Source organism: Flavobacterium quisquiliarum, from assembly GCF_019308285.1.
Classification (GTDB): Bacteria; Bacteroidota; Bacteroidia; order Flavobacteriales; family Flavobacteriaceae; genus Flavobacterium; species Flavobacterium quisquiliarum.
Map to the genome: position 1 here is coordinate 28,053 of NZ_WWEM01000033.1, position 26,219 is coordinate 54,271.

Sequence of the window (26,219 nt, forward strand, 5' to 3'; positions counted from 1 at the left end):
TTGTTATAATTTGGAACAGCAAATATACAAAAAATGTTATTATCTGTACTAATTTTGTTTCATACAAAACAAAAGGAAAAAATGGCACGGGCAATTGTACATATGGATTTGGATACCTTTTTTGTATCCTGCGAAAGACGCACCAACTCTGAACTTAACGGAATTCCGCTTATTATAGGTGGAGGAGACCGTGGCGTTGTGGCATCTTGTTCGTATGAAGCACGTAAATTTGGAGTTCGTTCTGCTATGCCAATTCGTATGGCGTTAAAACTTTGTCCTGACGCAAAAGTGATGAAAGGCGACATGGAATTGTATTCACAACTTTCTCATGACGTTACCGAAATCCTTCAGGAAAAAGCGCCTGTTTTAGAAAAAGCTAGTGTAGACGAATTTTATCTTGACATTACCGGAATGGACAAATTTCATGGCAGTTATAAATGGACAAATGAACTAGCACAAAAGGTAATTAAAGAAACTGGACTGCCAATTAGTTTTTCATTATCCATCAACAAAACCGTTTCTAAAATTGCGACTGGAGAAGGCAAACCTGTCGGAAATCTTGAAATTCCGGAACAAAAAGTTCAGGACTTTTTAAATCCGCTTTCGATTCAGAAAATCCCGATGGTGGGCGCTGTTACTTTTCAGCTTTTGTCTAGAATTGGCGTTCGTAAAATTCAAACTTTGGCCGAAATGCCTGCTGAAGTTTTACAACAAATGATTGGCAAAAATGGTTTGGAACTTTGGAAAAAAGCACACGGAATCGATCACACGCCTGTTGAACCTTATACCGAACGAAAATCAATTTCGACCGAAACTACTTTTTCACAAGACACTATTGATCTTGCAAAACTGAGAAGAATATTATTAGGAATGGTCGAAAAACTGGCTTTCCAACTTCGTGCTGAACAATGGCTGACTTCAACTGTTACCGTTAAAATACGTTACGCCAATTTTGATACCGAAACCAAACAATGCAGGGTTGCCTACACTTCAGCTGATCATGTTCTGACTAAAAATGTAATAGAACTTTTTGAGAAAGTGTATCAACGTAGGATGCGTCTGCGTTTGATTGGCGTTCGCTTTAGCGGATTGGTACGCGGAACCTATCAAATTGATCTTTTTGAAGACACTCAGGAAATGCTTTCACTTTATGAAGCGATGGACAAAATGAAAAGCCGTTATGGTTTTGATGCCGTAATGCGCTGTGCCGGAGCTCATTTTAAACCGAATACCAAAGACGAAATTTTAAAACGCAAGAAATAATGTATCTTAATTGTCATTCTTATCATTCATTACGTTACGGCACAATTCCGCTTAAGGATTTGATTGCCGAAGCCGTTTTGCATGGTATAAAAGCAATGGCATTGACGGATATTAATACTGTTACTGGAATTTATGATTTTATAAAAGCGTGTCAGGAAAACGGAATTAAGCCATTAGTTGGAACGGAATTTCGATACAATCATGAATTCCGATATATTGGCCTCGCTAAAAATGCTGAAGGTTTAGCTGAAATGAATCGCTTTTTAACGGATTATAATTTCAGCGGAGAAACTTTACCTTTACGTACTCCAAAATTCGAATCGGTTTTTGTGATCTATACTTTAGAAAATGCTCCTGAAACACTTTTTGAAAATGAATTTATCGGAGTTCGTCCTGAAGAAGTTTCAAGTCTTCTGACTTCAAAACATAAAAACAAAATCTCCAAAATGGTGATTTTACAACCTGTGACTTTTAGAAGTAAAAAAGAATACAATCTACATAAAGTGCTTCGTGCTATTGATACCAATATTATTTTATCGAAACTTACAGAAGCAGATTACTGCAAAGTTTCTGATGTGATGAAACCTGTAGAATCGATTCTGCCATTCTATGAAAAATATCCTGAAATTATTTTGAATACACAGCGTATCATTGACGATTGTAATTTTCAATATGATTATTCGGCTAAAAAGAATAAAAAATTCTATACTGAAAACCGTCAAAAAGATTTAGAAAAACTGACCGAATTGGCTTGGGAAGGATTTAAAGAACGATACGGAAACGAAAATCTAGAAGCAAAAGCTCGCGTCGAAAAAGAATTAAAAGTAATTGACGAATTAGAATTCAGCGGTTATTTTTTAATTACTTGGGATATTATTCAATATAGCAATAGCCAAGGTTTTATGCACATTGGGCGCGGAAGCGGTGCTAACAGTATTATTGCCTATTGTCTCGGAATTACCGATATCTGCCCTATTGAACTCGATCTCTATTTTGAACGTTTTTTAAATCTAAACCGTAAAACACCACCTGATTTTGATATCGATTGGAGCTGGCAGGAACGTAACACAATTTTAGAATATATCTTTGGAAAATACGGTAAAGATCATGTAGCGTTTTGTGGCACAAATGTCGAGTTTAAATACCGTTCTATTTTTAGAGAAGTTGGAAAAGTTTTTGGTCTTCCTAAAGAAGAATTAGATCTTTTGGCAAAAAATCCGGAAGAACTTCATCCAACCAATAAAATTGTACAATTGGTTCAAGAATACGGAAAAATGATGGGGAAATATCCCAATCAACGAAGCATGCATGCGTGTGGAATTCTAATTTCTGAAGAACCAATTACAAATTATACACCTTTGGAAATGCCTCCAAAAGGTTTTCCAATCGTACTTTTTGATATGCACATTGCCGAAGAAATTGGTTTTGATAAATTCGACATTCTAAGTCAGCGAGGTATTGGCCATATTGACGACAGCGTAAAACTGATTGCCAAAAACCGAGGCATAAAAGTAAATATCCGCGATACTTCGATTTCTAAAGACGAGGCTGTTTGCAATTCTTATTTAGCAAAAGGACATACAATTGGCTGTTTTTATATCGAAAGCCCTGCTATGCGTGGTTTACTGCGTCGTTTAAATTGCGATAATTATAAAATTTTGGTTGCCGCGTCGTCTATTATTCGCCCCGGCGTTGCACAATCGGGAATGATGAAAGAGTATATTTTTCGTCATAATAATCCAACTCAGTTTGAATATTTTCATGAGGTTTTCAAAGAACATCTTGGCGAAACTTACGGTATTATGGTTTATCAGGAAGATGTCATTAAAATCGCCCAGCATTACGGTGGACTTCCCGCTCCTGATGGCGATATTTTGCGCCGTGCTATGTCGGGAAAAGGAAGATCTCTAGAAGCACTTCAGAAAGTAAAAGATAATTTCTTTGCGAGCTGTGCTCAAAAAGGGCATCCTGAAACTTTGAGTCAGGAAATTTATCGCCAAATTGAATCTTTCGCAGGATATTCTTTTTGCAAGGCACACTCAGCTTCTTATGCAGTTGAAAGTTATCAGAGTTTATATTTGAAAGTCAATTATCCTGTTGAATTCATGACAGCCGTAATCAACAATCAGGGTGGATTTTACAGAACCGAAGTTTATGTACACGAAGCAAGAATGTCGGGCGGAACGATTCATAATCCATGCGTGAATAAAAGCGAATATCAGACTACTTTATATGGTACCGATATTTATTTAGGTTTTATGCACATTCAAAGTCTGGAATCTAAAATTGCTCATTTGATTGAAGAAAATCGAAACAAAAAAGGCGATTTTAGTTCTCTGGAAGATTTTATCAATAGAATTCCAATTGGAATTGAAGGCGTTAAAACACTGATTTTTATTGATGCTTTTCGTTTTACAGGAAAAACAAAAAATCAGCTTTTGGTCACTGCCAGTCTACTGTTGAATAATTTCAAACCTGAAAATAGAGATTTGAAATTACTGCAGGAACCCGTTAAAGAATACAAACTTCCAACATTGGAACGTTCCGTTTTTGAAGATGCTTTTGATGAAATCGAATTACTGAGTTTTCCTGTTTCATGCACTATTTTTGACCTTCTTCAAACCAAACATCGAGGCGATATTATGGCTAAAGATTTAGTAAAATATCATAAAAAACAAGTCAGAATGCTGGCCTATTTAATTTCCAGAAAACATGTTCCCACGAAAAAAGGCGCTATGTATTTTGGAACCTGGATCGATCATGAAGGCACTTATTTTGATACGGCACATTTTCCGGATAGTTTAGAAAAATATCCTTTTCAGGGCGGAGGCTGTTATTTATTATTAGGAAATGTTGAGGTCGATTATCATTTTCCAACCATCACAATTACTAAAATGGCAAAGATGCCTTTTATTCCAGATCCTCGTTATATGGATGCTAAAGATCAATACCGAACACAAAACCAGATTAAAGAAGATATAAGCCTTACACATCGAAAACCTTATCCGCAAGGTCACGAAATTAATCTGCCCAGACATAGAATGAAGTTTTAGTACTCAGTGTTCGGTATTTAGTGTTCAGGTAAACACTGTGGCTGAACACTAAATACCGAACACTGAACACTAAAAAAAATAACTAAAGAACAACTTACGTTATATAAAGATGAAAAATACGGAATATGCTATAGTCGATATTGAAACCACAGGCGGAAATGCCAGTGGAAGTCGCATTACTGAAATTGCAATCATTATTCATGATGGTAAAAATGTGCTGGATCGTTATGAAACCCTTGTAAATCCTGAACAGGACATTCCTCCATCTATTTTTGGATTAACGGGTATAAATAATGAAATGGTCGTCAATGCACCAATCTTTGATGACATATCAGAGAAAGTATTAGAAATGCTTACGGATCGTATTTTCGTGGCACACAATGTCAACTTCGACTATTCATTTGTTCATCATCAATTAGAACAGGCAGGCTTTAAATGGTCGGCTAAAAAACTTTGTACCGTTCGTGCCGCCAGAAAAATCAAACCAGGATTAGGTTCTTACAGTTTAGGAAATCTTTGCAACTCATTAAATATATCTTTAGAAAACAGGCACCGAGCAGGCGGAGATGCAGATGCTACTGCTTTACTATTTTCGCTTTTATTAGAATGGGACGATGCAGGAGAAATCGAAAAAATGATCAAAAAAACAGCGCAAGATCAACGTTTACCACCTAATCTTCCGCCAGATGATTTTAATAATTTGCCAGACAAACCGGGTGTTTATTATTTTTATAATCAGGCGAAAAAAGTGATTTATGTTGGAAAAGCGATTAATTTAAAGAAACGTGTGTCGTCTCATTTCACAGGCAATAATATTAATCCGCAGAGACAGCATTTTTTAAGGGATATTCACGGAATCTCTTTTGAAGTCTGTGCTACTGAATTAATGGCACTTTTACTGGAATGCACCGAAATCAAAAAACTCTGGCCAACGTACAACAGAGCTTTAAAACGTTTTGAAGCTAAATTTGGCATTTATCAATACGAAGCCCGAAACGGTTATAAATATCTCGCCATTGGGAAAGTGAGTAAATTTCAGGTTTGTATCCATGAATTCAGCAGTTTGTATGAAGGCATTAATTTATTGCGAAGTCTGGCCGAACGTTTTGAAATTGATCATCGTTTCTGCAAATATTCAAAATCCGAAGAAGGAGATTTTTTTCAGAATAATAATCCGCAAAGCCTGCCTGATGTTCTAATGCATAATGCCCAAGTCGACAACGCCATTGATTATCTCTTAAATAACAGACCTTCTTTTGCCATTATCGATAAAGGAAAATCAAAAGAAGAGCGCAGCTGTATCTGGATTGAAAACGGACATTTTTATGGTATGGGATATCTTCCTTCCGATATTTCGATTCATGAACCTTCAGATGTAAAAAATTACGTTACGCCTTATAAAAGCAATCAATATATCGAACAGCTGATTTTTTCATATGCTGAAAAGCATCCGAGAAAAGTATTCTTTAAAAAACATCTTTTAGCCTAAAATCAAATCTGAGAAAAATAGAGCTGTAAAAATTAAAATTATGACACTATTTAGCGATACCGAATTATTTACGACTGGACAAACAGGTAAAAAAATTTTTGATCTCCCAGACTGCGAACTGATTCTGATTGATAATTTTTTCAGCAAAGAAGAATCAGATTCCTTTTATGAAAGAATACTGCGTAAAACCAAATGGCGAGAATATGAAATGGAAGTTTATGATAAAACTTACACTGTCCCTAGAATGATTGCCTGGTATGAAGACAAAGACAATGCAGGTGCAGATCCCAAAGGGCCAGATTGGACGTATGAATTATTAAAAATCAGAAGCCGTGTCGAAAAGGAAACCCAACTTGACTTTAATAGCTTACTGTTAAATTTATACCGAAACGGAAAAGACGGTGTAGGCTGGCACAGTGACCGTGAAGACAATTCTGGTAAAGATCCAATTATAGCCTCAGTTACTTTTGGAGAAACGAGAATGTTTAAACTCCGTCATAAATTCAGGAAGGATATTCCACTGGTTGAGATTCCGCTTCATCATGGTTCTTTCTTACTGATGGCGGGCACTACGAATAGTTTTTGGCAACATCATGTTCCAAAAACGGCTCGTAAAGTTTTACCCAGAATTAATTTAACTTTTAGGCAAACGCAACGTAATGCGTAAGTCATTAGGAACTAAAAACTAGCTGATTTATTAGCTCAATTTTGACGAGGAAAATTCTGTCGAAAAAAGTTAAAATACTGATTGTATGAACGTTTTATTAGGCTGAACCTTCCTTTTTTACTATTTTTGCAAACTTTTAAAAATATATAATACCGTAATGGCTTATTCAAACAACGATTTAGCACGCTTCTTAGATGCGCAAAACAAACTTTATCTTACTGCTCTTTCTGAAATCGGAAAAGGCAAAAAAGAGACGCATTGGATGTGGTTTATTTTTCCTCAAATTAAAGGTTTAGGAAAAAGTGATACTGCAAATCTTTATGCCATTAACGATCTAAAAGAAGCTTCGGATTATTTGGAACATCCTATTTTAGGAAAACATTTAATTGAAATTTCAGAATTATTATTAACCTTCAAAATGAAATCTGCTGACGGAATTTTTGGCGATTTAGATGCTCGAAAATTACGTTCCTGTATGACTTTGTTTTCTTTGGTAGAAAATGCAAATCCAATCTTTCAGGAGGTTTTGGATGCTTTTTTCTCTGGAGAATTAGATCCTCTTACCATATCAATTATTAATTCAACTATAGAATCATCTCTTGAGCCTGCCGTTGTATAAATTACAGTCTCATCGATTTTAACATTCTAACACTGCCTAACCGCAGTGTTTTTTGTTTTTAAAAGTAAGCAGTCCAAACGTAATCCTTTATATTTGTATAAGTTTGATCTTCATTATCCCCAAAAAAACCAAAAATCATGAATGAAAAAATCAAAACCCTGCAAATTATCCATCTTGCCATTTGTGCTGGAACTCTTGCTGCCTATTTCTTTCTAATAGACTTTTCTTTGAAAACATTAGAAATCCCAAATATAGATTCATCGTCAGCTATTTACTTACTAATACCAGTATTAGCCTATATCTTGAGTACATTTTTATTTAAATCTCAGTTAAAACAAATTGATCCTAAATTGAAATTAGAAGAAAAAATGCCGATTTATCAAGCGGCTTCCATTATGCGCTGGGCAGTTCTAGAAGGTGCAGCATTTTTAATATTATTCTTAAAACCAGAATTTGTACTATTTGGAATTCTAATTATTATTTATCTTATTTTTTTAAGACCGACAGAAGAAAGAATTAATAACGATTTGAATTTATAATACAATAATTCTATCAGCGAAATTTCACTAAATAAAAATTCAATTTACGATATATAAAATCTTATTTAAATCTACAAAAGCTCTAAAACCCTTGTTTTTAGGGCTTTTTATAATTCAGCATCTTGCTAATTTTTCCTAGAATATTTTCTCATTAATTTTAGTTCGAATTTGTTTCAAAAAAAAGCGCCTTGAAATCATCAAGACGCTTTAATTATTTATAAATTTCTTCGATTTCAACATGAAACAAAAACTTATTCTTTAGGTTTCGTTAGATAATAAACTGGAATACCTGTCAGCATAATCAAAACTCCCCATCCGCAGGTTGAAAATTTTGTAATTAATAACGAGATACAAATTGCTGTCGCTGTAATGATGTAAAGCATTGGTAAAAACGGATATCCAAAAGCTCTATAAGGTCTTTCAACATCTGGCATTTTTTTACGCAAAATGAAGATTCCATAAATTGTTAGAATATAAAAAATCAGAACAATTATAATTACAAAGTCTAACAAATCACCATATTTTCCTGTAAGACACAAAGCCGAGGCCCAGATACATTGTGCCCAAAGTGCCCAAGCTGGCACGCTTGACTTATTTAAAACTGCTGCTTTCTTGAAGAACAATCCATCTTTTGCCATCGTATAATACACTCTTGCTCCAGCCATAATTAATCCGTTATTGCAGGCAAAAGTCGAAATCATAATCATTATGGCAATAATCAATGTTCCAATATTTCCAAAAATATACTGAGCAGCCACAACAGCAACACGATCAGATTTAGCTGTCGCAATTTCATCAAAAGGAACAACTGCCAAATACATAATATTCGTTAGAACATAAATTATTGTTACAATAAAAGTTCCTAGAAATAAACTCAATCCAACATTACGTTTTGGATTTTTAATTTCACCAGCAATAAAAGTAACACCGTTCCAAGCATCACTTGAAAACAAAGAGCCAACCATCGCAGCGGAAATCCCAGAAATTAATGCCGTTCCACTTATTGGTAACCAAGAACCACTGTCCTTATCAAATGTACGGGTAATCCATCCATCTGCCCAGTTGGCTTCCCAAATAGAAGCTTTTGCGCCAAGCGTTAATCCAAAAACTACTAGTCCAAGCAAAGACAAAATTTTAATGATTGTTAAAACTGTCTGTAAAATTTTACCATCTTTTACGCCGCGACTATTGATATAACTCAATAAAATAATAGTAAAAATAGACACTAACTGTGCTGCATTGAGTTTAAAAGAACCTAATTCATACAATATATTTTCATCACTAAAAGGTTCATACAGATAGGCTGCAAACTTTGAAAAAGCTACTCCAACAGCAGCAATTGTTCCAGTTTGGATTACGGCAAAAAAGCTCCATCCGTACAAAAAAGCAATAAGTTTATTATATGCTTCTTTTAAATAAACATACTGTCCACCTGCTTTTGGAAACATAGCGCTCAATTCGCCATAACTTACGGCGGCAATAATTGTAATTAATCCAGAAATCAGCCAGATAAGCGTCAGCCATCCTGCTGATCCGACTTGTCTGGCAATATCGGCACTTACAATAAAGATCCCAGATCCTATCATAGAACCTACTACAAGCATGGTTCCGTCTAATAATCCGAGTTCTCTTTTAAAATTTTCTTGGTCGTTTTCTTGCATTTTTATTGGTTTAGGGTTGGTTAAAGATATACTTTTTTTCAACAGTTTAGATTTTAGATCATAGATTTCAGATTACTAAAGTCTTTTTGGGCGTATCCCTCTGGGTCGGGCTATCCACTATATCTTTTATGGCGAACCCCGCCATAAAAGGATGCCGTTTCTATCCCTTACGCAAACTCGTTTTTATAAGAAGTTTTACACATTAAAGTTTTTTTCTATCTTTAAATAAAAACAACAATTATGACCTGGGATCCAAAAAAATACAACGAATTTAAAGAAGAACGTTCGAAACCTTTTGACGATCTGACAAGTCATATTATCGATACGCCCAACCTAAAAGTCATTGACTTAGGATGCGGAACTGGTGAACTAACCAAGAAACTATACGAAAAATTAACTAATCCAACAGTTCTTGGAATAGATAACTCAGCTGAAATGCTGGCCAAAGCTCCTATTCAAACAAATCTTCAATTTGAAGAAAAACCAATTTTAGATCAGCTAAACGATACAGTCAAATGGGATCTTATTTTTTCAAACGCAGCATTACAATGGATTGACAATCATTATGAACTTTTTCCAAAAATTATTTCCCGTCTAAATTCAGGTGGACAACTGGCAGTTCAAATGCCTCAGCAGAATGAAAATATTCTCAATAAAATACTTTTAAACTTGGTACAGGAAGAACCTTTCACTTCTTATTTAAATAATTGGACAAGACCTTCACCAGTTCTGACTTTAGATGAGTATGCTAAAATCCTTTTTGAAAATGGCGGAGAGGATTTGGTCATATACGAAAAAGTATATCCTATTATTTCTACCGCCCAAGATGACTTTTTCGATTTTATTTCCGGCTCCGCTTTAACCGTTTATCAAGAGCGTTTAAAAGAAGGCGAATTTGAAGAATTAACTGCTGAATTTAAAAAAAGAATAAACACTTATTTTCCAAATGTTCCTGCCATTTATGCCTTCAGAAGACTGATCATTTATGCCAAATTTTAATCAATTAATTGAGACAGACAAAACCTCAACTTCTTTTTTTTACTTTCTACTTTTTGTCTTTTATTCACTTCCAGATTTGGAAAGTCAAAATCTAATTCGACTTCAATAAAAGATATAAACAACATAAATAACTACCAAACAAGATGTTAAACAAAAAAGAATTAGTTTAAAAAATTTTCAATTTGAACTCATTTTTTTGTAAAACTTATAAGATAAATTTCACTATATTTGAGAGAATCATTCCAAATCTATTTTTTAAGCGCCGATAATTTTAACAAGTGTTTAATTTAAATTTTAAACAACCTTTCCCAAATAAGATTGTTTTCAGATTAAAAAAAAAGCACATAAAGACACTTTATTATTAACCTACTAATTATAAGATTATGTCTAAGTTACAAGCTTTAAAAAACTTTCGTTTTCCGAATGTTTTCATTCTTATTCTAATCGTTTTTATTTCCTGCGCGTTACTCATCTGCATCAATTTTTTTACCATTAAAATTTTATCGGCAAACCGGGCTTACGTCAATGGAGAATCTCATTATTCTAAAGGACAAAAAGATGCATCGAGACATCTTATTAGTTATCTATATACACAAAATCCAAATCAATGGAAATCATTCCTTGAGGAAATAAAAGTGCCGCAGGGAGATGGAATTGCACGCATCACTTTGCTAAAAGCAGGAGACAATCAAGTGGCAAGAAAAGGTTTTTTAACTGGCCGAAATCATGAAGACGACTTGGATGATGTAATCTGGCTTTTTGACAACTTTAAAAATGTTTCTTTTTTATCTAAGGCTATTCACGAATGGGGGAAAGGCGACAAACAAATTGTTAAGCTTTTTGTAATTGGCCAACAAATTCACGCTAAAATAGATCGTGAAATTTTGACTGGTACAGATCAAAAAAAGTTTATGAAAGAAATTAGTATAATTAGTGATCAATTAACTATTAATGAACGAAATTTCTCAAATACATTAGGAGAAGGAACACGAAAAATCAAAGACTTATTAATTTTTACCAATATCTTCTTCATCTTGGTCATAATCTGCAGTGTATGCCTATATTATTCCATTATGGTAAAAAGGCTTGTTGTTTCTAAAAAAGAAACTGAGGCTAAAAATGAGAACTTAATAATTGTAAACAAAGAACTAGATCGTTTTGTTTACAGTGCTTCACACGATTTGAGGTCTCCAATCACTTCTTTAAAAGGCTTAATCGAAATTACAGCCTTAGAGGATGATGTAAATCAGATTCGAAATTATCTTCAAATGATGCATCAAAGTCTGGCTCGTCAAGATCAATTTATCAGTGACATCATTGATTATTCTAAGAACAAAAGAAAAGAAATAATCATAGAGCCAGTTAGTTTAAAGGAATTGTTTAACGAAGCTATTTTACAATTAATGCATATTGAAAATGCCAGTAGAATCAAATTTACTCAGGAGCTTCAAGTAGATCAAATTAAGAGTGACGGTCTTCGTTTGAAAATCATTATCAACAATCTAATTTCAAACGCTATAAAATATGCCGATTGCAGTAAACAAGAAATGTTTATTACTATTAAAACCTACTTCAGTGAAGGTTTAAATAAAATTGAAATCGCAGATAACGGAATCGGAATTCATGACGAACATAAAGAAAATATTTTTGATATGTACTTTGGAACTAACAAAAATAAAGGTTCCGGATTAGGCTTATATATTGTCAAAGAAGCCGTCGAAAATATCAAAGGAGACATTTTTGTTTTTTCGGAAAGCAATGTCGGAAGTAAATTTATTGTAACTATACCTAACTCACATGCCGTTTAGATCTCAATTTATCATCATAGAAGACAACTTAATTGATCAGTTTGTCACTAAAAAATTACTTAAAAAAGGATTAGATATTAATCCACTTTACACTGCTAATAATGGAAAAGAAGGTATTGACTGGCTTATAAAGAATCCAAATCATCATTCCTTGATTATTCTTTTAGACATTCAAATGCCTATTATGAATGGTTTTGAGTTTTTAGATGAATTTGCTAAACTGCCAGAAATGGTAAAAGATAAAATTGAAATTTTTGTACTTTCTTCTACTTTAGACAGTGATGAGATTAAGAGAGTAAAAGAAAACAAATACGTCTCTGATTTTTGGAATAAACCTTTCAGACTGGAATTATTGCAAAAGACTTTTGTTTAAAAATTATTCTAAAACACGATTTACTTGAGAAAATGATCTAGTGTAATAAGGTTCTTTTGTAGAGGAGATTATTACACCTCCGTGTGTTGATGAATGTACAAATTTAATTTCCCCATCGATATTTTCAACCACCATACCAACATGATTTATATGACGTCTTCCGTTGGTTTTAAAGAAAATTAAATCTCCTTTTTGAGCTTCGTCTGAAGCTACCTTAGTTCCTATTCGAGATTGTTCTATTGAACTTCTTGGCAGTTTAATATCGAAGTTACCAAAGGTACAGAACATTAATCCTGAACAATCAAAACCTGCTTTTGTAGTACCGCCAGAACGATAACGTGTTCCGATATTTTCAGTTGCACTTGCTATAAGCTGATCTATTAAGTCAGAGTGGGCCCCTGTTGGTACTTTTACATAAGTAGAATCTCTTTTTATTTCTGGTGTCGTTTCTGCTATTTGCGTTGAAGAAGAAAGAATTGTTTCATTAGTAATTTGTCCTTCTTGAGATGCTTGAATTGCATCTGCTTTTTCTTTTGGAACACGAATTTTCAGAACATAACCGATAGGCATTTTCTTTTTGATTGAAGGATTTTGGCGCTCTAATTCTGCAACTGAAACTCCATATTCTTTTGAAATACCATACTTTGTTTCTTTTGCTTTAACTTCTCTAATTAATTCAACATCTGTAGAAACTATTTGTGGTATATTTTTACTTGATTTTTCTTCAACAGAAGCAATAGTCGAAGGAATTGCAATCTGTTGTCCTATTTTCAATCCTTCTGTCTCCAAAAGTGGATTGGCTTTCTTTAAATCATCAACAGAAACATTATATTTTTTTGAAATTCCCCAAAGTGTTTCTTTAGCAGTTACTTCATGTGTTTCGGGAGAACTAATATTAGAAGAAGTATTATTTAAAGCAAGTTCAGTAGTTTTAGATTTTGTCTTTGAAGTGCTTTTATTTTTATTCGGAATTAAAAGTGTAGAATTTAGTTTTAAGATTTTAGGAGCATTTGGGTTGGCATCAGTAATCTCTTTTACTTTTACCCCATATTTTTTAGCAATAACAGAAAGGTTTTCTCCTTTTGAAATTTTGTGCTTTACAAAGTTCTCCTGCGCGAAGGCTCCAAAACTAAAAAAAAACAGTGCTATTATTATCCTATAAACCATATTTCTTGAATTACATTTTTATTACTATTTCAAGAGCTCAAAACATTAATTTTTAAACTCAAAAAAATCATTTTTATTACGTGCATCGCGAATTTAACTTTTTAAAGTAAAAAAACCTCGATTTTTAACAACTAATTTTGGTCAAAAACCCAAATTTAAAGCTTAGTTAATATCAAAAAAAGCTTCTTGACTGAATTTCAAAACTTTATAATTAAGACTAAATTTCCTTCCAAAAACTAGCATCAAAACAAAACGCCCTGTTATCACAGAGCGTTTTTACTTATAATTAAATTCTAATAATTAAGCTTTTCCAGCAGCAATTAAGTTTAATGCAGAACCCGCAACAAACCATCCAATTTGTCCAGCATTATACGTATGGTTTGCCAAGATAATATCTTTAGTTCCATTCGCATGAACAAATTCTAATGTTAATGGTTTTCCTGGAGCAAACTCTGTCAAATCCAAGAAATTGATCGTGTCATCTTCTTGGATTTTATCATAATCTGCTTCGTTTGCAAAAGTCAACCCTAAAAGACCTTGTTTTTTAAGGTTTGTTTCATGGATACGAGCAAATGATTTCACTAAAACCGCTTTCACTCCTAAGAAACGAGGTTCCATAGCCGCATGTTCACGAGAAGAACCTTCTCCGTAGTTATGATCTCCAACCACAATAGACGGAACTCCAGCTGCTTTATAAGCACGAGCAACAGCAGGCACTGCATCGTATTGTCCAGTCAATTGATTTTTAACTGAATTTGTTTTTTGGTTATATGCGTTTACAGCACCAATTAACATATTATTAGAAATATTATCTAAATGTCCGCGGAAACGTAACCACGGCCCTGCCATGGAAATATGATCGGTTGTACATTTTCCGAATGCTTTGATTAACAATTTTGCACCTGTGATATTTTTACCGTCCCAAGCATCAAATGGAGCTAATAATTGTAAACGTTCAGAAGTTGGATTAACCACTACCTGAACTCCTGAACCATCAGCAGCCGGAGCCTGAAATCCTGGATCTTCTGCATAAAAACCTTTAGCAGGAAGTTCATCTCCAGTTGGAGCATCCAACATTACTTCTTCTCCATCTTCATTAATCAACTTATCTGTTAAAGGATTAAAACTTAAATCACCCGCAATAGCCATTGCGGTTACCAATTCTGGAGATCCCACAAATGCTAATGTATTAGGGTTACCATCTGCACGTTTCGAAAAGTTACGATTGAAAGAGTGAACGATTGTGTTTCTTTCTTCTTTCTCTGCTCCTTCTCTGTCCCACATACCAATACATGGTCCGCAGGCATTTGCAAAAACAGTTGCTCCAATTTTATGAAATGTATCAATAAATCCGTCTCTTTCTATAGTCGAACGAACTACTTCAGAACCTGGAGTAATAGTAAACTCCGCTTTTGTTTTTAAGTTTTTAGCAGCAACTTGTCTTGCTAAAGAAGCTGCACGGGAAATATCTTCATAAGAAGAGTTTGTACAAGAACCAATTAAACCAACTTGAATTTGCAATGGCCAATTATTTTTTATTGCTTCATCTTTCATTTTAGAAATTGGAGTCGCTAAATCTGGAGTAAAAGGTCCGTTTAAATGAGGTTCTAATTCTGATAAATTAATTTCAATAACCTGATCAAAATATTGCTCTGGATTTGCATAAACCTCTGGATCTCCAGTTAAATATGGAGCGATTTTATCGGCAGCATCTGCAACTTCTGCACGGTTTGTAGAACGAAGGTAACGTCCCATTGAAGCATCGTATCCAAAAGTTGAAGTTGTTGCTCCAATTTCAGCTCCCATATTACAAATAGTTCCTTTACCCGTACAAGACATTGCTGTTGCTCCTTCGCCAAAATATTCTACTATAGCACCAGTTCCGCCTTTTACAGTCAAAATACCAGCCACTTTCAAAATAACATCTTTAGGCGCTGTCCAGCCTGATAACTTACCCGTTAACTTTACTCCAATTAATTTAGGAAATTTAAGCTCCCATGCCATTCCTGACATTACATCTACAGCGTCGGCACCACCAACTCCAATTGCCACCATTCCTAAACCTCCTGCATTTACGGTGTGCGAATCGGTACCAATCATCATTCCACCAGGAAAAGCATAATTTTCCAAAACCACTTGATGGATAATTCCAGCTCCTGGTTTCCAGAAACCAATTCCATATTTATTAGAAACAGACGATAAGAAGTCAAAAACCTCATTACTTTGTGTCTTCGCTCTAGCCAAATCCGTTGCCGCATCAACTTTTGCTTGAATTAAGTGATCACAGTGCACAGTAGTTGGAACCGCCACTTTAGATTTTCCAGCATGCATAAATTGTAATAATGCCATTTGTGCTGTTGCATCTTGACACGCTACACGATCCGGTGCAAAATCAACGTAATCAACTCCTCTCTTAAACACCTGAGATGGATTTCCATCCCACAGGTGATTGTATAAAATTTTCTCAGTTAATGTAAGTGGACGACCAACAAGCTCACGTGCTTTATCAACACGTGACGGCATATTTTCGTACACTTTTTTAATCATTTCGATATCAAAAGCCATAAGTCTTACAATTTGTTTGTTTTCTGTTTTTTTTGAACTTCCTAAGTTACAAAAAATAGAGGAGGTATAAAAGAAAAAGCCCGAGTTTATTGCTCGGGCTTTATAATATTAATAATTGTAAGATTACATTACTAATGATTTATTTGAAGGTGCAAACTTAGTCAAGTTAATACCATCAACTGCAGCAGTATATTCTTCGATAGTAGGAGTTCTTCCTAAAATTGTAGACAATACCACAACTGGAGTAGAAGAAAGAAGAGACTCTCCTTTTTTACCTTCTTTATCTTCTACAACTCTTCCTTGGAAAAGACGGGTTGAAGTTGCCATTACTGTATCTCCTTTCGCTGCTTTTTCTTGGTTACCCATACAAAGGTTACACCCTGGACGCTCTAAATACAACATGTTTTCATACTCCGTACGTGCGGCACCTTTTGGAGCATCATCATTGAATTCGAAACCAGAATATTTTTGTAAAACTTCCCAGTCTCCTTCAGCTTTAAGTTCATCTACAATGTTGTATGTTGGTGGCGCTACTACAAGTGGCGCTTTAAACTCAACTTTACCTGTTTGTGCTTCAACATTTTTCAACATCTGAGCAAGGATTTTCATATCTCCTTTGTGAACCATACAAGATCCGATAAATCCAAGATCTACTTTTTTATCTCCTCCGTAGAAAGATAGAGGTCTAATTGTATCGTGAGTATATCTTTTAGAAACGTCAGCATTATTTACGTCTGGATCGGCGATCATTGGCTCAGCAATCTGATCTAAATCAACTACAACTTCAGCATAATATTTAGCATTTGCATCTGGAGTTAAAGCTGGTTTCTCAGCCGATTTAATTTCAGCAATTCTCTTATCTGCTTTATTGATTAATCCTTGAAGAACGTGTTTATCGTTATCCATTCCTTTGTCAATCATGATTTGAATTCTGCCTTTCGCAATTTCCAATGATTCGATCAAAGTTTCATCTTCAGAAATACAGATAGAAGCTTTTGCTTTCATTTCTGCAGTCCAGTCAGTAAATGTAAAGGCTTGGTCAGCAGTAAGTGTTCCAATGTGAACCTCAATGATTCTTCCTTGGAATACATTTTCTCCACCAAATTGATGCAACATCTGAGCTTGAGTAGCATGAACCACATCACGGAAGTCCATATATCCTTTCATATCTCCTTTGAAAGTAACTTTTACAGATTCTGGAATTGGCATAGAAGCTTCACCAGTTGCCAATGCAAGGGCAACAGTTCCTGAGTCAGCACCAAAAGCAACACCTTTTGACATTCTTGTATGAGAGTCACCACCAATAATAATAGCCCACTCATCAATAGTGATATCATTAAGTACTTTGTGAATAACGTCTGTCATTGAATGGTAAACTCCTTTCGGATCACGAGCTGTGATTAATCCGAAATCGTTCATAAATTTCATCAATTTAGGAATATTAGCCTGTGCTTTTTTATCCCAAACAGAAGCAGTGTGACAACCAGATTGGTAAGCACCATCAACGATTGGCGAAATTACTGTAGCAGCCATAGACTCTAATTCTTGAGCAGTCATAAGACCAGTCGTATCTTGAGAACCTACGATATTAACTTCAACACGAACATCAGAACCAGCGTGTAATACTTTACCTGGAGCAATTCCTACAGCATTTTTGTTGAAGATTTTTTCTACGGCTGTAAGACCTTGTCCTTCGTGAGAAACCTCTTTTGAAGGAGCATACACTAATGGAGCTTCAACATCTAAAACTTTAGCTGCTAATGTTTGAAGTTTTTTACCAAATACGATAGCATAAGAACCACCCGCTTTGATAAATTCCATTTTTTGAGGAGTAAATGCTTTAGAAATGTCGATCAATTCCTGATCTCCGTTATAAAGTTTTTTCTCTTTAATATTGATAGTTAAAACAGTTCCTGTAGCGACAGAATAAGTTTGCTCAAGAATTGGTTCGTCGTTTTCGTTACGAATAACATTTCCTTCCGCATCAACTTTTTTAACCCAGTTTTTAAGGTCTAAACCAATACCACCAGTAACGTCTACAGTTGTTAGGAAAATTGGAGAAATTCCATTTGTTCCACCAACAATTGGAGCAATATTTACGAATGGAATATAAGGACTTGCTTGTTTTCCTGTCCAAAGCGCCACGTTATTTACACCTGACATTCTAGAAGAACCAACTCCCATTGTTCCTTTTTCAGCAATCAACATAACGCTTTTATCAGGATGTTGTGCTTGTAATGCTTTAATTTCTTGCTGTGCCTGAGGCGTGATCATACACTGACCGTGAAGTTCACGATCTGAACGAGAGTGTGCCTGATTTCCAGGAGAAAGTAAATCTGTTGAGATATCTCCTTCACCAGCGATAAAAGTAACCACTTTAATTTCGTCAGCTACTTCTGGTAATTTTGTGAAAAATTCTGCTTGAGCATAACTCTCAAGAATTTCTTTAGCAATTTCATTATTATTTCTGAATGCCTCTACTAAACGATCTGTATCTGCCTCGTAAAGGAAAACTTGAGTTTTTAAAACTTTTGCCGCTTCTTTTGCAATAGCAGCATCATTACCTAATGCCAAATCAAGCAAAACCTTAATAGAAGGTCCTCCTTTCATATGTGATAATAACTCAAAAGCAAAAGCTGGAGTAATTTCTTTTACTATAGATTGACCAAGAATAATCTCTTTTAAGAAATTTGCTTTTTCGCCAGCAGCACTTGTTGTACCTGGCAAAGTGTTATAAATAAAAAACTTAAGAGAATCTTCTCTGTATTCGTTATCTAAATCTTTAATTTGTGAAATGATTTCGCTTACTAATTCAGCGCCATCAATTGGTTTTGGATGAAGTCCTAGGGCTTTTCTTTCTTCAATTTCTTGAATGTAATCTTTGTAAGTATTCATAATTAAGTAGAAGTATTTTTTTTTGTACGCAAATTTAAAGATTAAAGCTGAGAATTAAAAAAAATATAATAGAACTAGCCTTTTCAAAAATTATTATTGTTAAAAAACGATTTTCAATGCTTGTTTTTGATAAAAAATTAATTTTACATCAAAAAAATGATTTTTTGATATTTTAAAATCTTTTCTTTAACAAAGTCGAAATTTAATGTTACGAACTAAGTGAGATTTTACTTCTATTTTCGCAAAGAACAGTTCTAAATAATAAATTATAACGTTATAGTTGTGATTTTAGCCAACTGCTTCCTCCCTTTTTAGGCTTCATTTTTTACAGAAATCTTTCATTAAAAAAACTTCCAAAAAATGCTTGCAATTCAATTTTTCTTATAACTTTGCAATTCAAAGTTCTTTCAAAAACACATTACTATGGAATACAAATTTAAAAATGAGAATGATTATCTTAATAAAATTGGTGTTAGAGTTAGTCTCTTTACCAGTTTATTCTGTGGCTTTTTTTTATTGATTTTACTACTAAATGAAAACAGTCAATTTTTTGGTGTAGGAGTATTAGGCATCCTTACATTGATAATGGAATTTGCTTACGGAGTCACTGTTACCTTTCTTATTCTTAGAAAAAGGAAAAAATATCTTCATTTAACTCCTTTTCTTATACTTAATTGGTTTATTGGATGTTTTTGCCTAAATATTTTCGTGCCTATATTTGAAGATCTTCCATCATGGGTTTACCTTACCACTTTATTCTTTTTTATTAGCAATTTTTTCATTTACCTAAAGCCATCAGAAAATAGTTTTACTCCTTATCTCTTTTTTATAAATGGATTATCTTACAGTATAATATTGTATTTCACTTTCTATCTTTTACCTCTTACACCTTTTGCATGCATTGGAATTCTACTATTAGGAATTGGTTTTTATGCATTAGTTCCATTACTTGTTTCCGTTATCCATATAGCAACTATAGCTCGTTTTTTTCAAGAAAACAGAAAACATTTTATTTCATTCAGTGCAGGTTTTAGTTTTGTTTTAATTCTCTTATTTGCTTTTGTTGTAATGCTTGATAGAGAAAGCAGACTTATTAACGTTAGACGCCCCATTAATTCTTTTACTTTAAATGAAGATTTACCCAATTATATTGAAATATCACAAAGTCTTGATCCGAACTTTTTTAATGAAATTTTACTAAAAAAAGACATTGTTTATACAGGGCCTGAAAAATTTTTTAATTACGATCTTGGCTCTTTTGGAATTAAACAATTTAACGAAAGAAAAATCCATAATCCATTTATTACAATTGCATATATCTTTTGCGAAGAACTTGACCTGAGCCAAAATGACCGAATTAATATTCTTAAATCTAATTTTGACAAACGACTAGAAACCGAAGAACAGTTATGGAGCGGTGAAGATTTGATTACCAAAGACATCAAAGAAGATGTAAAATTATATCCCGACTGCAGACTTGCTTATACCGAAATTACCATGAATATTGCCTGCGATAAAGATTCATGGAGAGATCAGGAAGCTATTTATTCCTTCCAGCTTCCTGAAGGTTCTGTTGCAACTTCACTTTCATTATGGGTAAACGGTATGGAACGAAAAGGAGTTCTAACTACAAAAGAGAAAGCTGAAAAAGCATACAAACAAATTGTTGGCGTAGAGAGCCGTGATCCATCTTTAATGCAATGGAGAGAAGGAAACAAAGTTGTCGTGAGAGTTTTCCCTGTAAGTTATACAACCCCAAGAATGTTCAAATGTGGCTTTACTACTCCTTTAAAAGCTGAGGATAATGAGTTGAAATACGAAAGCCTTTCTATTAAAGGTCCAAATATTTCAAACGCTTCTACAGTTTCCAGAATACAGATTAAAGGAAAAACTACTGTCGAGACAAGTAAGAATTTTAAACTTCAAAATAATTTTTACATTAACGAATCAAAAGGTCTTGATGACTGGCAGGCAATAATACCTTTAAACAAAATATCAAAGCCAAACTCTTTTGCTTGGAAGGATAAAATATATGAAGTAAAAGAGAGTCAAAAAGAGAATGTTCCTTTTAATGCATCAGAAATCATTTTAGATCTAAACAGCAACTGGACAACTCAGGAAATTGAATCATTTGTAAACGTAAAAGGAAAAGAATTTTATGTTTATCATGACAAGGAAAAAAAAGCAATAAACAAAGAAAATTTCAAAACTATTTTTCTTGATTTTAAATACTTACATTATTCATTATTGCCTCTATATGAAATCAAAAAAAATAGTTTAATTATAACTAAATCTGGAAAATTTTCTGCAAATTTTGAAGAACTTAATGAATCTGAATATTTAAAAAAGATTCGAAACCTGACTAAATCACAAAATCTGAAAGTAATCAATATTTCTGTAAACATTAATCCGTTTTGGCAGACCATAAAGGAGCAAAAATATGTTGATTTTTACCAGACAAGCTTAAGAAATAGTTTAAGAATGCTGCATGAAAATTATTTCATCAAGTTTAAAACGGCTGAAAATATGGTTAATATTGAGACTTCAAATACTTCAATTCAGGAAAAATCACAAGACAGCACTTTCAAAAGTGATGGGCCAAATCATATTTACAGAATGTATGCTTTTGGAAAAGTTTTGGAAGAACAAGTAAAAATTCAGAGTGACACTTTAGCTTCAAATAAATACGTTACTCTGGCAAAAGATGCCAACATTGTAACTCCAATTTCATCTTTAATCGTCTTGGAAACTGATGAAGATTACAAAAAGAACGGAATTGAGAAAAATGTCGACACTTTAGGAAATGCTTCTATTAAAAATGACGGCGCTGTTCCAGAGCCACATGAATGGATACTTATTATTATTGGCTTAACTACACTTTTCGTTTATTATCGCAAAAACAAAACTCAAAAAGCATAATGACTTTATTGCTGCAATCTTATCAAAAATCAATTGCTATTCTGGCTATTACAATTTTGTTAGTTATAAACTACACTATTGTATTAGCTGGACTAGACAATAATTTCTTTGGAATCATTTTTTCCATTCTGCTATTTCTTAATGCAGGAAGAAAAACTACTCTAAAATTGAGCTACCCTCTTCTTGGAATGATTTTTTTATTGGAATTTATCAGCTACAGACTGCATACAAAGTCATTGCATTTTTATGCTTTACTATTACTGATATGTTTTATTTATTACAGTTTTACTAAAAGATTTTCCTTTATTGCTTTTATCTGTCTTTTTTTGTTTTCTTCGATTTTTGACCAATTATTTAATTATCTGACTGTCGAAATAAAACAAACACTTTGTTATGGAGTCTATCACACATTGAAAAACTTTCTTCCGATAACAAAAATCGAGGGAGTTAATTTTTATATTAACGATGCAAAAGTTTCTATTGATACTGCTTGTATGGGGTTGTCGATGTTTAAAACGGGATTACTTTCAGGAGCATTTTTACTGACTTTAGAAGAACGAAAACAACAAAAATATTTTAGCATACTGCAAATTTTAGTTTTTTGCAGTGTTTTAGTTATTCTAAATATTGTCTCTAATTATTTCAGGATTATCACTTTGGTCTTATTCAATTGTACCGAAGAAAATATCCTGCACCATACCATCGGAATTGTGTGTTTTGTCTTTTATCAAATTGCTCCCATTTTATTTCTCATCCGATTTTTTATTCCCAAAAAGGATGAAATAAACAGTGACAAGATTCAGCCAAAATTTATACCGATACTATTTGCCACTGGAATTTTATTTAGTACCAGTTTCGAAATTAAAAAAGAACAAAATTATTCCCTGTTAGAAAATCTAAATCCGTTTTACAATATCAAAAATGGTGTTTGGGTAACCAACGAAGTTTTTAAAATTGTAACTCCCGAAACTTTAACCTATATAAAAACTCCTATTCATAAACCTTTAATCTGCTGGACAGGAAACGGATATAAGATTATTGAATCTAAGGAAATCAGCAGAAACAAGGAGAAAATATGGCTCACGAAAATGGAAAAGAACAACATTAGGTATTTCTCTTACTGGTGGTACGAATATGATAATAAAAAATATACATCACTCACCAAAGTTTTGCTATTAAAGCTTTTTAACAACAAAACAGTACGTTTAATAAATGAAACGAGTATTAAAAAATAAAAAGGCCTGATTAATAAATCAGGCTTTTTAGCTATATCTTACATCAGCTTCTTGATAATAACCTCTTCAGTTATTCCTTCTGCATCTGCTTTGTAGTTTTTAATAATTCTATGACGTAAAATTCCTGTTGCTACAGCCTGAACATCTTCAATATCCGGTGAAAATTTACCATTAAAAGCGGCGTGTGCTTTTGCTGCTAAAATTAAGTTTTGCGAAGCTCTAGGACCTGCTCCCCAATCTAGATAATTTTTCACAAAATCGGTTGTCAGAGCATTATCAGGACGTGTTTTACTTACCAGAGTTACCGCATATTCGATAACATTATCTGCAACAGGAATTCTACGGATTAAATGTTGAAAATCGATAATTTCCTGTGCCGTAAACAATGGAGTAATCTCAGTTTTTACGTCAGAAGTAGTTCTCTTAACGACTTGAACTTCTTCTTCAAAAGTTGGATATTCTAATTTTATGGCAAACATAAAACGGTCTAATTGCGCCTCAGGTAACGGATATGTCCCTTCCTGCTCAATTGGGTTTTGAGTTGCTAAAACAAAATAAGGTAAATCTAATTTATGGTGTTGTCCAGCAATTGTTACCGATCTTTCCTGCATCGCTTCAAGCAAAGCTGCCTGAGTTTTAGGTGGCGTTCTATTTATCTCATCTGCTAAAATGATATTAGAAAAAATAGGGCCTTTTATGAATTTGAAATTTCTATTCTCATCCAAAATTTCACTCCCTAAAATATCAGAAGGCATTAAATCTGGCGTAAACTGAATTCTTTTAAAATCTAAACCTAAAGCTTGAGATAATGTATTAATCATTAAGGTTTTTGCCAGACCTGGAACACCAATTAAAAGTGCGTGTCCTCCAGAAAATATGCAAAGTAAAATTTGATCTACAACGGCGTCCTGCCCTACTATTATTTTCGCTATCTCTTTTTTTAATTCGTTTCTTTTTTGAACTAAATTGTGAATTGCTGTTACGTCAGACATTTATGAGTGTATTTAAAATTAAAAAGAGTTAATTCTATGAATTCATAAAACTAACTCTTTTTATTTATTTAATAAAAATTATTTTTTCAACCAGTTGTTTGCGAATTCACATTCTTTGTATTCGCCAATAATTTTAATGTAAGTGTCTTTAATTTTATTATCAAACCATTTTGCAATAGCATTAATCTGCTTTTCTTTTAATGCTAATTCTTTGATTTTAGTATAATCTTTAGCATAATCTGCAGTATGATCTTCGATACGGTTTGTAACTGTAATCAGCTTATATGTTTTCTTTCCTTTATCATCAGTATTTAAAAGTGGCTGAGAAACCTCATTTCCTTTTAAATTAGAAACTTGACTGTATAAAGTTGGATCCATTTTTGTCAATTCAAAACGTGTATCCTGAGTTGTAGGATTTACCAAAGTTCCTCCATTTGCTCTTGTCTCTTTTTCATCAGATTCTGTTCTAGCAGCATCTGCAAATGAAATCTCGTTACCAACAATTTTGTTTCTAATATTGATAATTCTCTCTTTTGCTTCTTTTAAAGCGGCATCAGAAACAGTTGGAGAAATCAAGATATGACGTAATTCAACCTCTTGTCCTTTAATTTTTTCTACCATAATAATATGATATCCAAAAGTTGTTTCAAACGGCTCTGAAATTTCGCCTGCTTGTAAACTGAATGCAACATCCTTAAATTCTTTTACGAAAGGTGTTTTTCTTGTCATTTTATAATACCCTCCATTAGGAGAAGACCCCGGGTCTTGAGAATATAAAACTGCTTTTGTAGCAAAACTAGAACCGTCCAGTACATCTTGTCTTATAGACTTTAATCTATCAATAACTTTTTGCTTATCTTCTTTAGAAACCTTAGGTTCCACAACAATTTGAGCTACTTCCATTTCAGCTCCAAATGTCGGCAATTCATCTTTTGGTATCTTTTTAAAGAAATTACGAACTTCTTCTGGAGTAATTTCTACATCTTTAATGATTTTATCTCTCATTTCTGAGGCAAGTTTCTGTTCTTTTAAGATGTCTGCAAAATAAGTTTTAAATTCCTCTACAGAATTTTTTTTATAATACTCAACAACTTTATTGATATCTCCTCCTACTTGCTGCGTCATATAATTTAAACGCTCTTCCATCATACCTCTAATTTCGGCATCACTAACAATAATACTATCCTGAATTGCCTGGTGAGCATATAATTTATCTTCAAGCAATTTTCCAAGCATTTGGCATCTTGTAATGTCTTTTATAGAGCCACCTTGCGCTGTAATTTCTAAAAATCCTTTGTCAATGTCAGAATCCAAAACAATGTAGTCTCCTACCGTTGCGATAATTCCGTCTACTTTTAATTTTCCACCAGTAGGTGTTTCAGCCGGTTTTTGAGCAACAACATCAGGAATTACTTCTTGTGCAGTGATAATTGGAGCACAAAAAAGAAAAAAACAAATTGCTAGTGCAAACTTGTAATCAATTGTTTTTAACTGGAACTTTTTTAATAACATTATTTTAAATTTTATTTGAATGTAAGCTTGTTTTTATATAATCTGTATTAGTTATGTTTTAAAATAATTCTTCAAACATAAATAATTAAAGTATAGTTCTTTTCTAACTTATAACGAACAAAAATAACAATTCAATTACATAATACAACTATCTGATATACTATTAACAAAAAATTATGGGATACTAAGATCTTGTTTAATTAACGTTCATTAGAAATTGGCTGAAACTTTTTGATTATAGAATTTCTTCTTTGAATAAAACACTAATTATAAGCGATATAAAAAAACTTCTCAACACTACAACGTTTTCGTAACAAACTATTTTCTTACAAATTGAAATGATATCAAAAAAAACATACTTTAGATGCGTAATTATCAATTTAAAAGCTTAAAAATGAAGATATGCCTGTTTTTAATGCGAAAGAATTCATTAATTACAAAAAAACTATTTAACTAAACCACA

At 33.4% G+C, this 26,219-nt stretch carries 17 protein-coding genes; 11 read left to right on the forward strand and 6 right to left on the reverse strand.

Going from position 1 to position 26,219, the window contains the following annotated elements; genetic code table 11:
* Window positions 1-81 precede the first annotated feature (81 nt).
* The 6 genes from dinB (at window position 82) to GSY47_RS15505 (ending at window position 7,630) form a co-directional block, all read left to right on the forward strand.
* Window positions 82-1,263 carry a DNA polymerase IV gene (gene dinB, locus GSY47_RS15480; protein ID WP_179001054.1) on the forward strand — a complete coding sequence of 394 codons (1,182 nt, stop codon included), beginning with the start codon at window positions 82-84 and terminating at the stop codon, window positions 1,261-1,263.
* Window positions 1,263-4,316 carry a DNA polymerase III subunit alpha gene (locus tag GSY47_RS15485; RefSeq protein WP_179001056.1) on the forward strand — a complete coding sequence of 1,018 codons (3,054 nt, stop codon included), beginning with the start codon at window positions 1,263-1,265 and terminating at the stop codon, window positions 4,314-4,316. The genes dinB and GSY47_RS15485 overlap by 1 nt, the downstream gene beginning before the upstream one ends.
* 109 nt (window positions 4,317-4,425) lie before the next feature.
* Window positions 4,426-5,805, forward strand: a complete 1,380-nt coding sequence (locus tag GSY47_RS15490; RefSeq protein WP_179001058.1) for an exonuclease domain-containing protein — start codon at window positions 4,426-4,428, stop codon at window positions 5,803-5,805.
* A gap of 40 nt (window positions 5,806-5,845) precedes the next feature.
* A complete protein-coding gene (locus GSY47_RS15495; protein WP_179001060.1) occupies window positions 5,846-6,472 on the forward strand; it encodes an alpha-ketoglutarate-dependent dioxygenase AlkB family protein in 627 nt (208 codons plus the stop codon).
* 157 nt (window positions 6,473-6,629) lie between these two features.
* Window positions 6,630-7,091, forward strand: coding sequence for a DUF1810 domain-containing protein (locus GSY47_RS15500; protein WP_179001062.1), 462 nt, complete (start codon window positions 6,630-6,632; stop codon window positions 7,089-7,091).
* A gap of 137 nt (window positions 7,092-7,228) precedes the next feature.
* Window positions 7,229-7,630 carry an MFS transporter gene (locus tag GSY47_RS15505; RefSeq protein WP_179001064.1) on the forward strand — a complete coding sequence of 134 codons (402 nt, stop codon included), beginning with the start codon at window positions 7,229-7,231 and terminating at the stop codon, window positions 7,628-7,630.
* Between the two features lie 251 nt (window positions 7,631-7,881).
* Here GSY47_RS15505 and GSY47_RS15510 read toward each other — a convergent pair whose 3' ends face one another.
* A complete protein-coding gene (locus GSY47_RS15510) occupies window positions 7,882-9,291 on the reverse strand; it encodes an APC family permease (RefSeq protein WP_179001067.1) in 1,410 nt (469 codons plus the stop codon).
* A gap of 240 nt (window positions 9,292-9,531) precedes the next feature.
* On the opposite strand from GSY47_RS15510, the gene GSY47_RS15515 reads away from it, so the two are divergent.
* The 3 genes from GSY47_RS15515 to GSY47_RS15525 all read left to right on the forward strand — a co-directional run bounded on the left by GSY47_RS15515 (window position 9,532) and on the right by GSY47_RS15525 (window position 12,471).
* A complete protein-coding gene (locus GSY47_RS15515; protein ID WP_179001069.1) occupies window positions 9,532-10,290 on the forward strand; it encodes a methyltransferase domain-containing protein in 759 nt (252 codons plus the stop codon).
* Window positions 10,291-10,673: 383 nt separating this feature from the next.
* Complete coding sequence (locus GSY47_RS15520; protein WP_179001071.1) at window positions 10,674-12,098, forward strand: sensor histidine kinase; 1,425 nt, start codon at window positions 10,674-10,676, stop codon at window positions 12,096-12,098.
* Complete coding sequence (locus tag GSY47_RS15525) at window positions 12,088-12,471, forward strand: response regulator (RefSeq protein ID WP_179001073.1); 384 nt, start codon at window positions 12,088-12,090, stop codon at window positions 12,469-12,471. The genes GSY47_RS15520 and GSY47_RS15525 overlap by 11 nt, the downstream gene beginning before the upstream one ends.
* Before the next feature lie 3 nt (window positions 12,472-12,474).
* Here the strand turns inward: GSY47_RS15525 and GSY47_RS15530 are convergent, their stop codons facing one another.
* The 3 genes from GSY47_RS15530 to GSY47_RS15540 all read right to left on the reverse strand — a co-directional run bounded on the left by GSY47_RS15530 (window position 12,475) and on the right by GSY47_RS15540 (window position 19,098).
* Window positions 12,475-13,638 (reverse strand): C40 family peptidase, encoded by a 1,164-nt coding sequence (locus tag GSY47_RS15530; protein WP_179001075.1) that lies wholly within the window; start codon window positions 13,636-13,638, stop codon window positions 12,475-12,477.
* A 300-nt stretch (window positions 13,639-13,938) separates the two neighbouring features.
* On the reverse strand, window positions 13,939-16,203 hold the full coding sequence (locus GSY47_RS15535; protein ID WP_179001077.1) for an aconitate hydratase: 2,265 nt from the start codon (window positions 16,201-16,203) through the stop codon (window positions 13,939-13,941).
* Window positions 16,204-16,326: 123 nt separating this feature from the next.
* Window positions 16,327-19,098: a bifunctional aconitate hydratase 2/2-methylisocitrate dehydratase gene (locus GSY47_RS15540; protein WP_179001079.1), complete on the reverse strand. Its 2,772-nt coding sequence runs from the start codon at window positions 19,096-19,098 to the stop codon at window positions 16,327-16,329.
* A 423-nt stretch (window positions 19,099-19,521) separates the two neighbouring features.
* Between GSY47_RS15540 and GSY47_RS15545 the strand changes: the two genes are divergently transcribed.
* Both GSY47_RS15545 and xrtN read left to right on the forward strand, forming a co-directional pair.
* Window positions 19,522-22,017: an XrtN system VIT domain-containing protein gene (locus GSY47_RS15545; RefSeq protein ID WP_179001081.1), complete on the forward strand. Its 2,496-nt coding sequence runs from the start codon at window positions 19,522-19,524 to the stop codon at window positions 22,015-22,017.
* Window positions 22,017-23,252, forward strand: a complete 1,236-nt coding sequence (gene xrtN, locus GSY47_RS15550) for an exosortase N (protein ID WP_179001083.1) — start codon at window positions 22,017-22,019, stop codon at window positions 23,250-23,252. The genes GSY47_RS15545 and xrtN overlap by 1 nt, the downstream gene beginning before the upstream one ends.
* 38 nt (window positions 23,253-23,290) lie before the next feature.
* Here the strand turns inward: xrtN and GSY47_RS15555 are convergent, their stop codons facing one another.
* Together GSY47_RS15555 and GSY47_RS15560 are read right to left on the reverse strand one after the other, a co-directional pair.
* Window positions 23,291-24,244, reverse strand: a complete 954-nt coding sequence (locus tag GSY47_RS15555) for an AAA family ATPase (RefSeq protein ID WP_179001085.1) — start codon at window positions 24,242-24,244, stop codon at window positions 23,291-23,293.
* Window positions 24,245-24,322: 78 nt separating this feature from the next.
* Window positions 24,323-25,756: a peptidylprolyl isomerase gene (locus tag GSY47_RS15560; RefSeq protein ID WP_179001087.1), complete on the reverse strand. Its 1,434-nt coding sequence runs from the start codon at window positions 25,754-25,756 to the stop codon at window positions 24,323-24,325.
* Window positions 25,757-26,219 lie beyond the last annotated feature (463 nt).

Bases quoted from the DNA above. Each gene is read 5' to 3' on its own strand.
- dinB (WP_179001054.1), top strand. From the start codon at position 82: ATGGCACGGGCAATTGTACATATGGATTTGGATACCTTTTTTGTATCC.
- GSY47_RS15485 (WP_179001056.1), top strand. From the start codon at position 1,263: ATGTATCTTAATTGTCATTCTTATCATTCATTACGTTACGGCACAATT.
- GSY47_RS15490 (WP_179001058.1), top strand. From the start codon at position 4,426: ATGAAAAATACGGAATATGCTATAGTCGATATTGAAACCACAGGCGGA.
- GSY47_RS15495 (WP_179001060.1), top strand. From the start codon at position 5,846: ATGACACTATTTAGCGATACCGAATTATTTACGACTGGACAAACAGGT.
- GSY47_RS15500 (WP_179001062.1), top strand. From the start codon at position 6,630: ATGGCTTATTCAAACAACGATTTAGCACGCTTCTTAGATGCGCAAAAC.
- GSY47_RS15505 (WP_179001064.1), top strand. From the start codon at position 7,229: ATGAATGAAAAAATCAAAACCCTGCAAATTATCCATCTTGCCATTTGT.
- GSY47_RS15510 (WP_179001067.1), bottom strand. From the start codon at position 9,291: ATGCAAGAAAACGACCAAGAAAATTTTAAAAGAGAACTCGGATTATTA.
- GSY47_RS15515 (WP_179001069.1), top strand. From the start codon at position 9,532: ATGACCTGGGATCCAAAAAAATACAACGAATTTAAAGAAGAACGTTCG.
- GSY47_RS15520 (WP_179001071.1), top strand. From the start codon at position 10,674: ATGTCTAAGTTACAAGCTTTAAAAAACTTTCGTTTTCCGAATGTTTTC.
- GSY47_RS15525 (WP_179001073.1), top strand. From the start codon at position 12,088: ATGCCGTTTAGATCTCAATTTATCATCATAGAAGACAACTTAATTGAT.
- GSY47_RS15530 (WP_179001075.1), bottom strand. From the start codon at position 13,638: ATGGTTTATAGGATAATAATAGCACTGTTTTTTTTTAGTTTTGGAGCC.
- GSY47_RS15535 (WP_179001077.1), bottom strand. From the start codon at position 16,203: ATGGCTTTTGATATCGAAATGATTAAAAAAGTGTACGAAAATATGCCG.
- GSY47_RS15540 (WP_179001079.1), bottom strand. From the start codon at position 19,098: ATGAATACTTACAAAGATTACATTCAAGAAATTGAAGAAAGAAAAGCC.
- GSY47_RS15545 (WP_179001081.1), top strand. From the start codon at position 19,522: ATGGAATACAAATTTAAAAATGAGAATGATTATCTTAATAAAATTGGT.
- xrtN (WP_179001083.1), top strand. From the start codon at position 22,017: ATGACTTTATTGCTGCAATCTTATCAAAAATCAATTGCTATTCTGGCT.
- GSY47_RS15555 (WP_179001085.1), bottom strand. From the start codon at position 24,244: ATGTCTGACGTAACAGCAATTCACAATTTAGTTCAAAAAAGAAACGAA.
- GSY47_RS15560 (WP_179001087.1), bottom strand. From the start codon at position 25,756: ATGTTATTAAAAAAGTTCCAGTTAAAAACAATTGATTACAAGTTTGCA.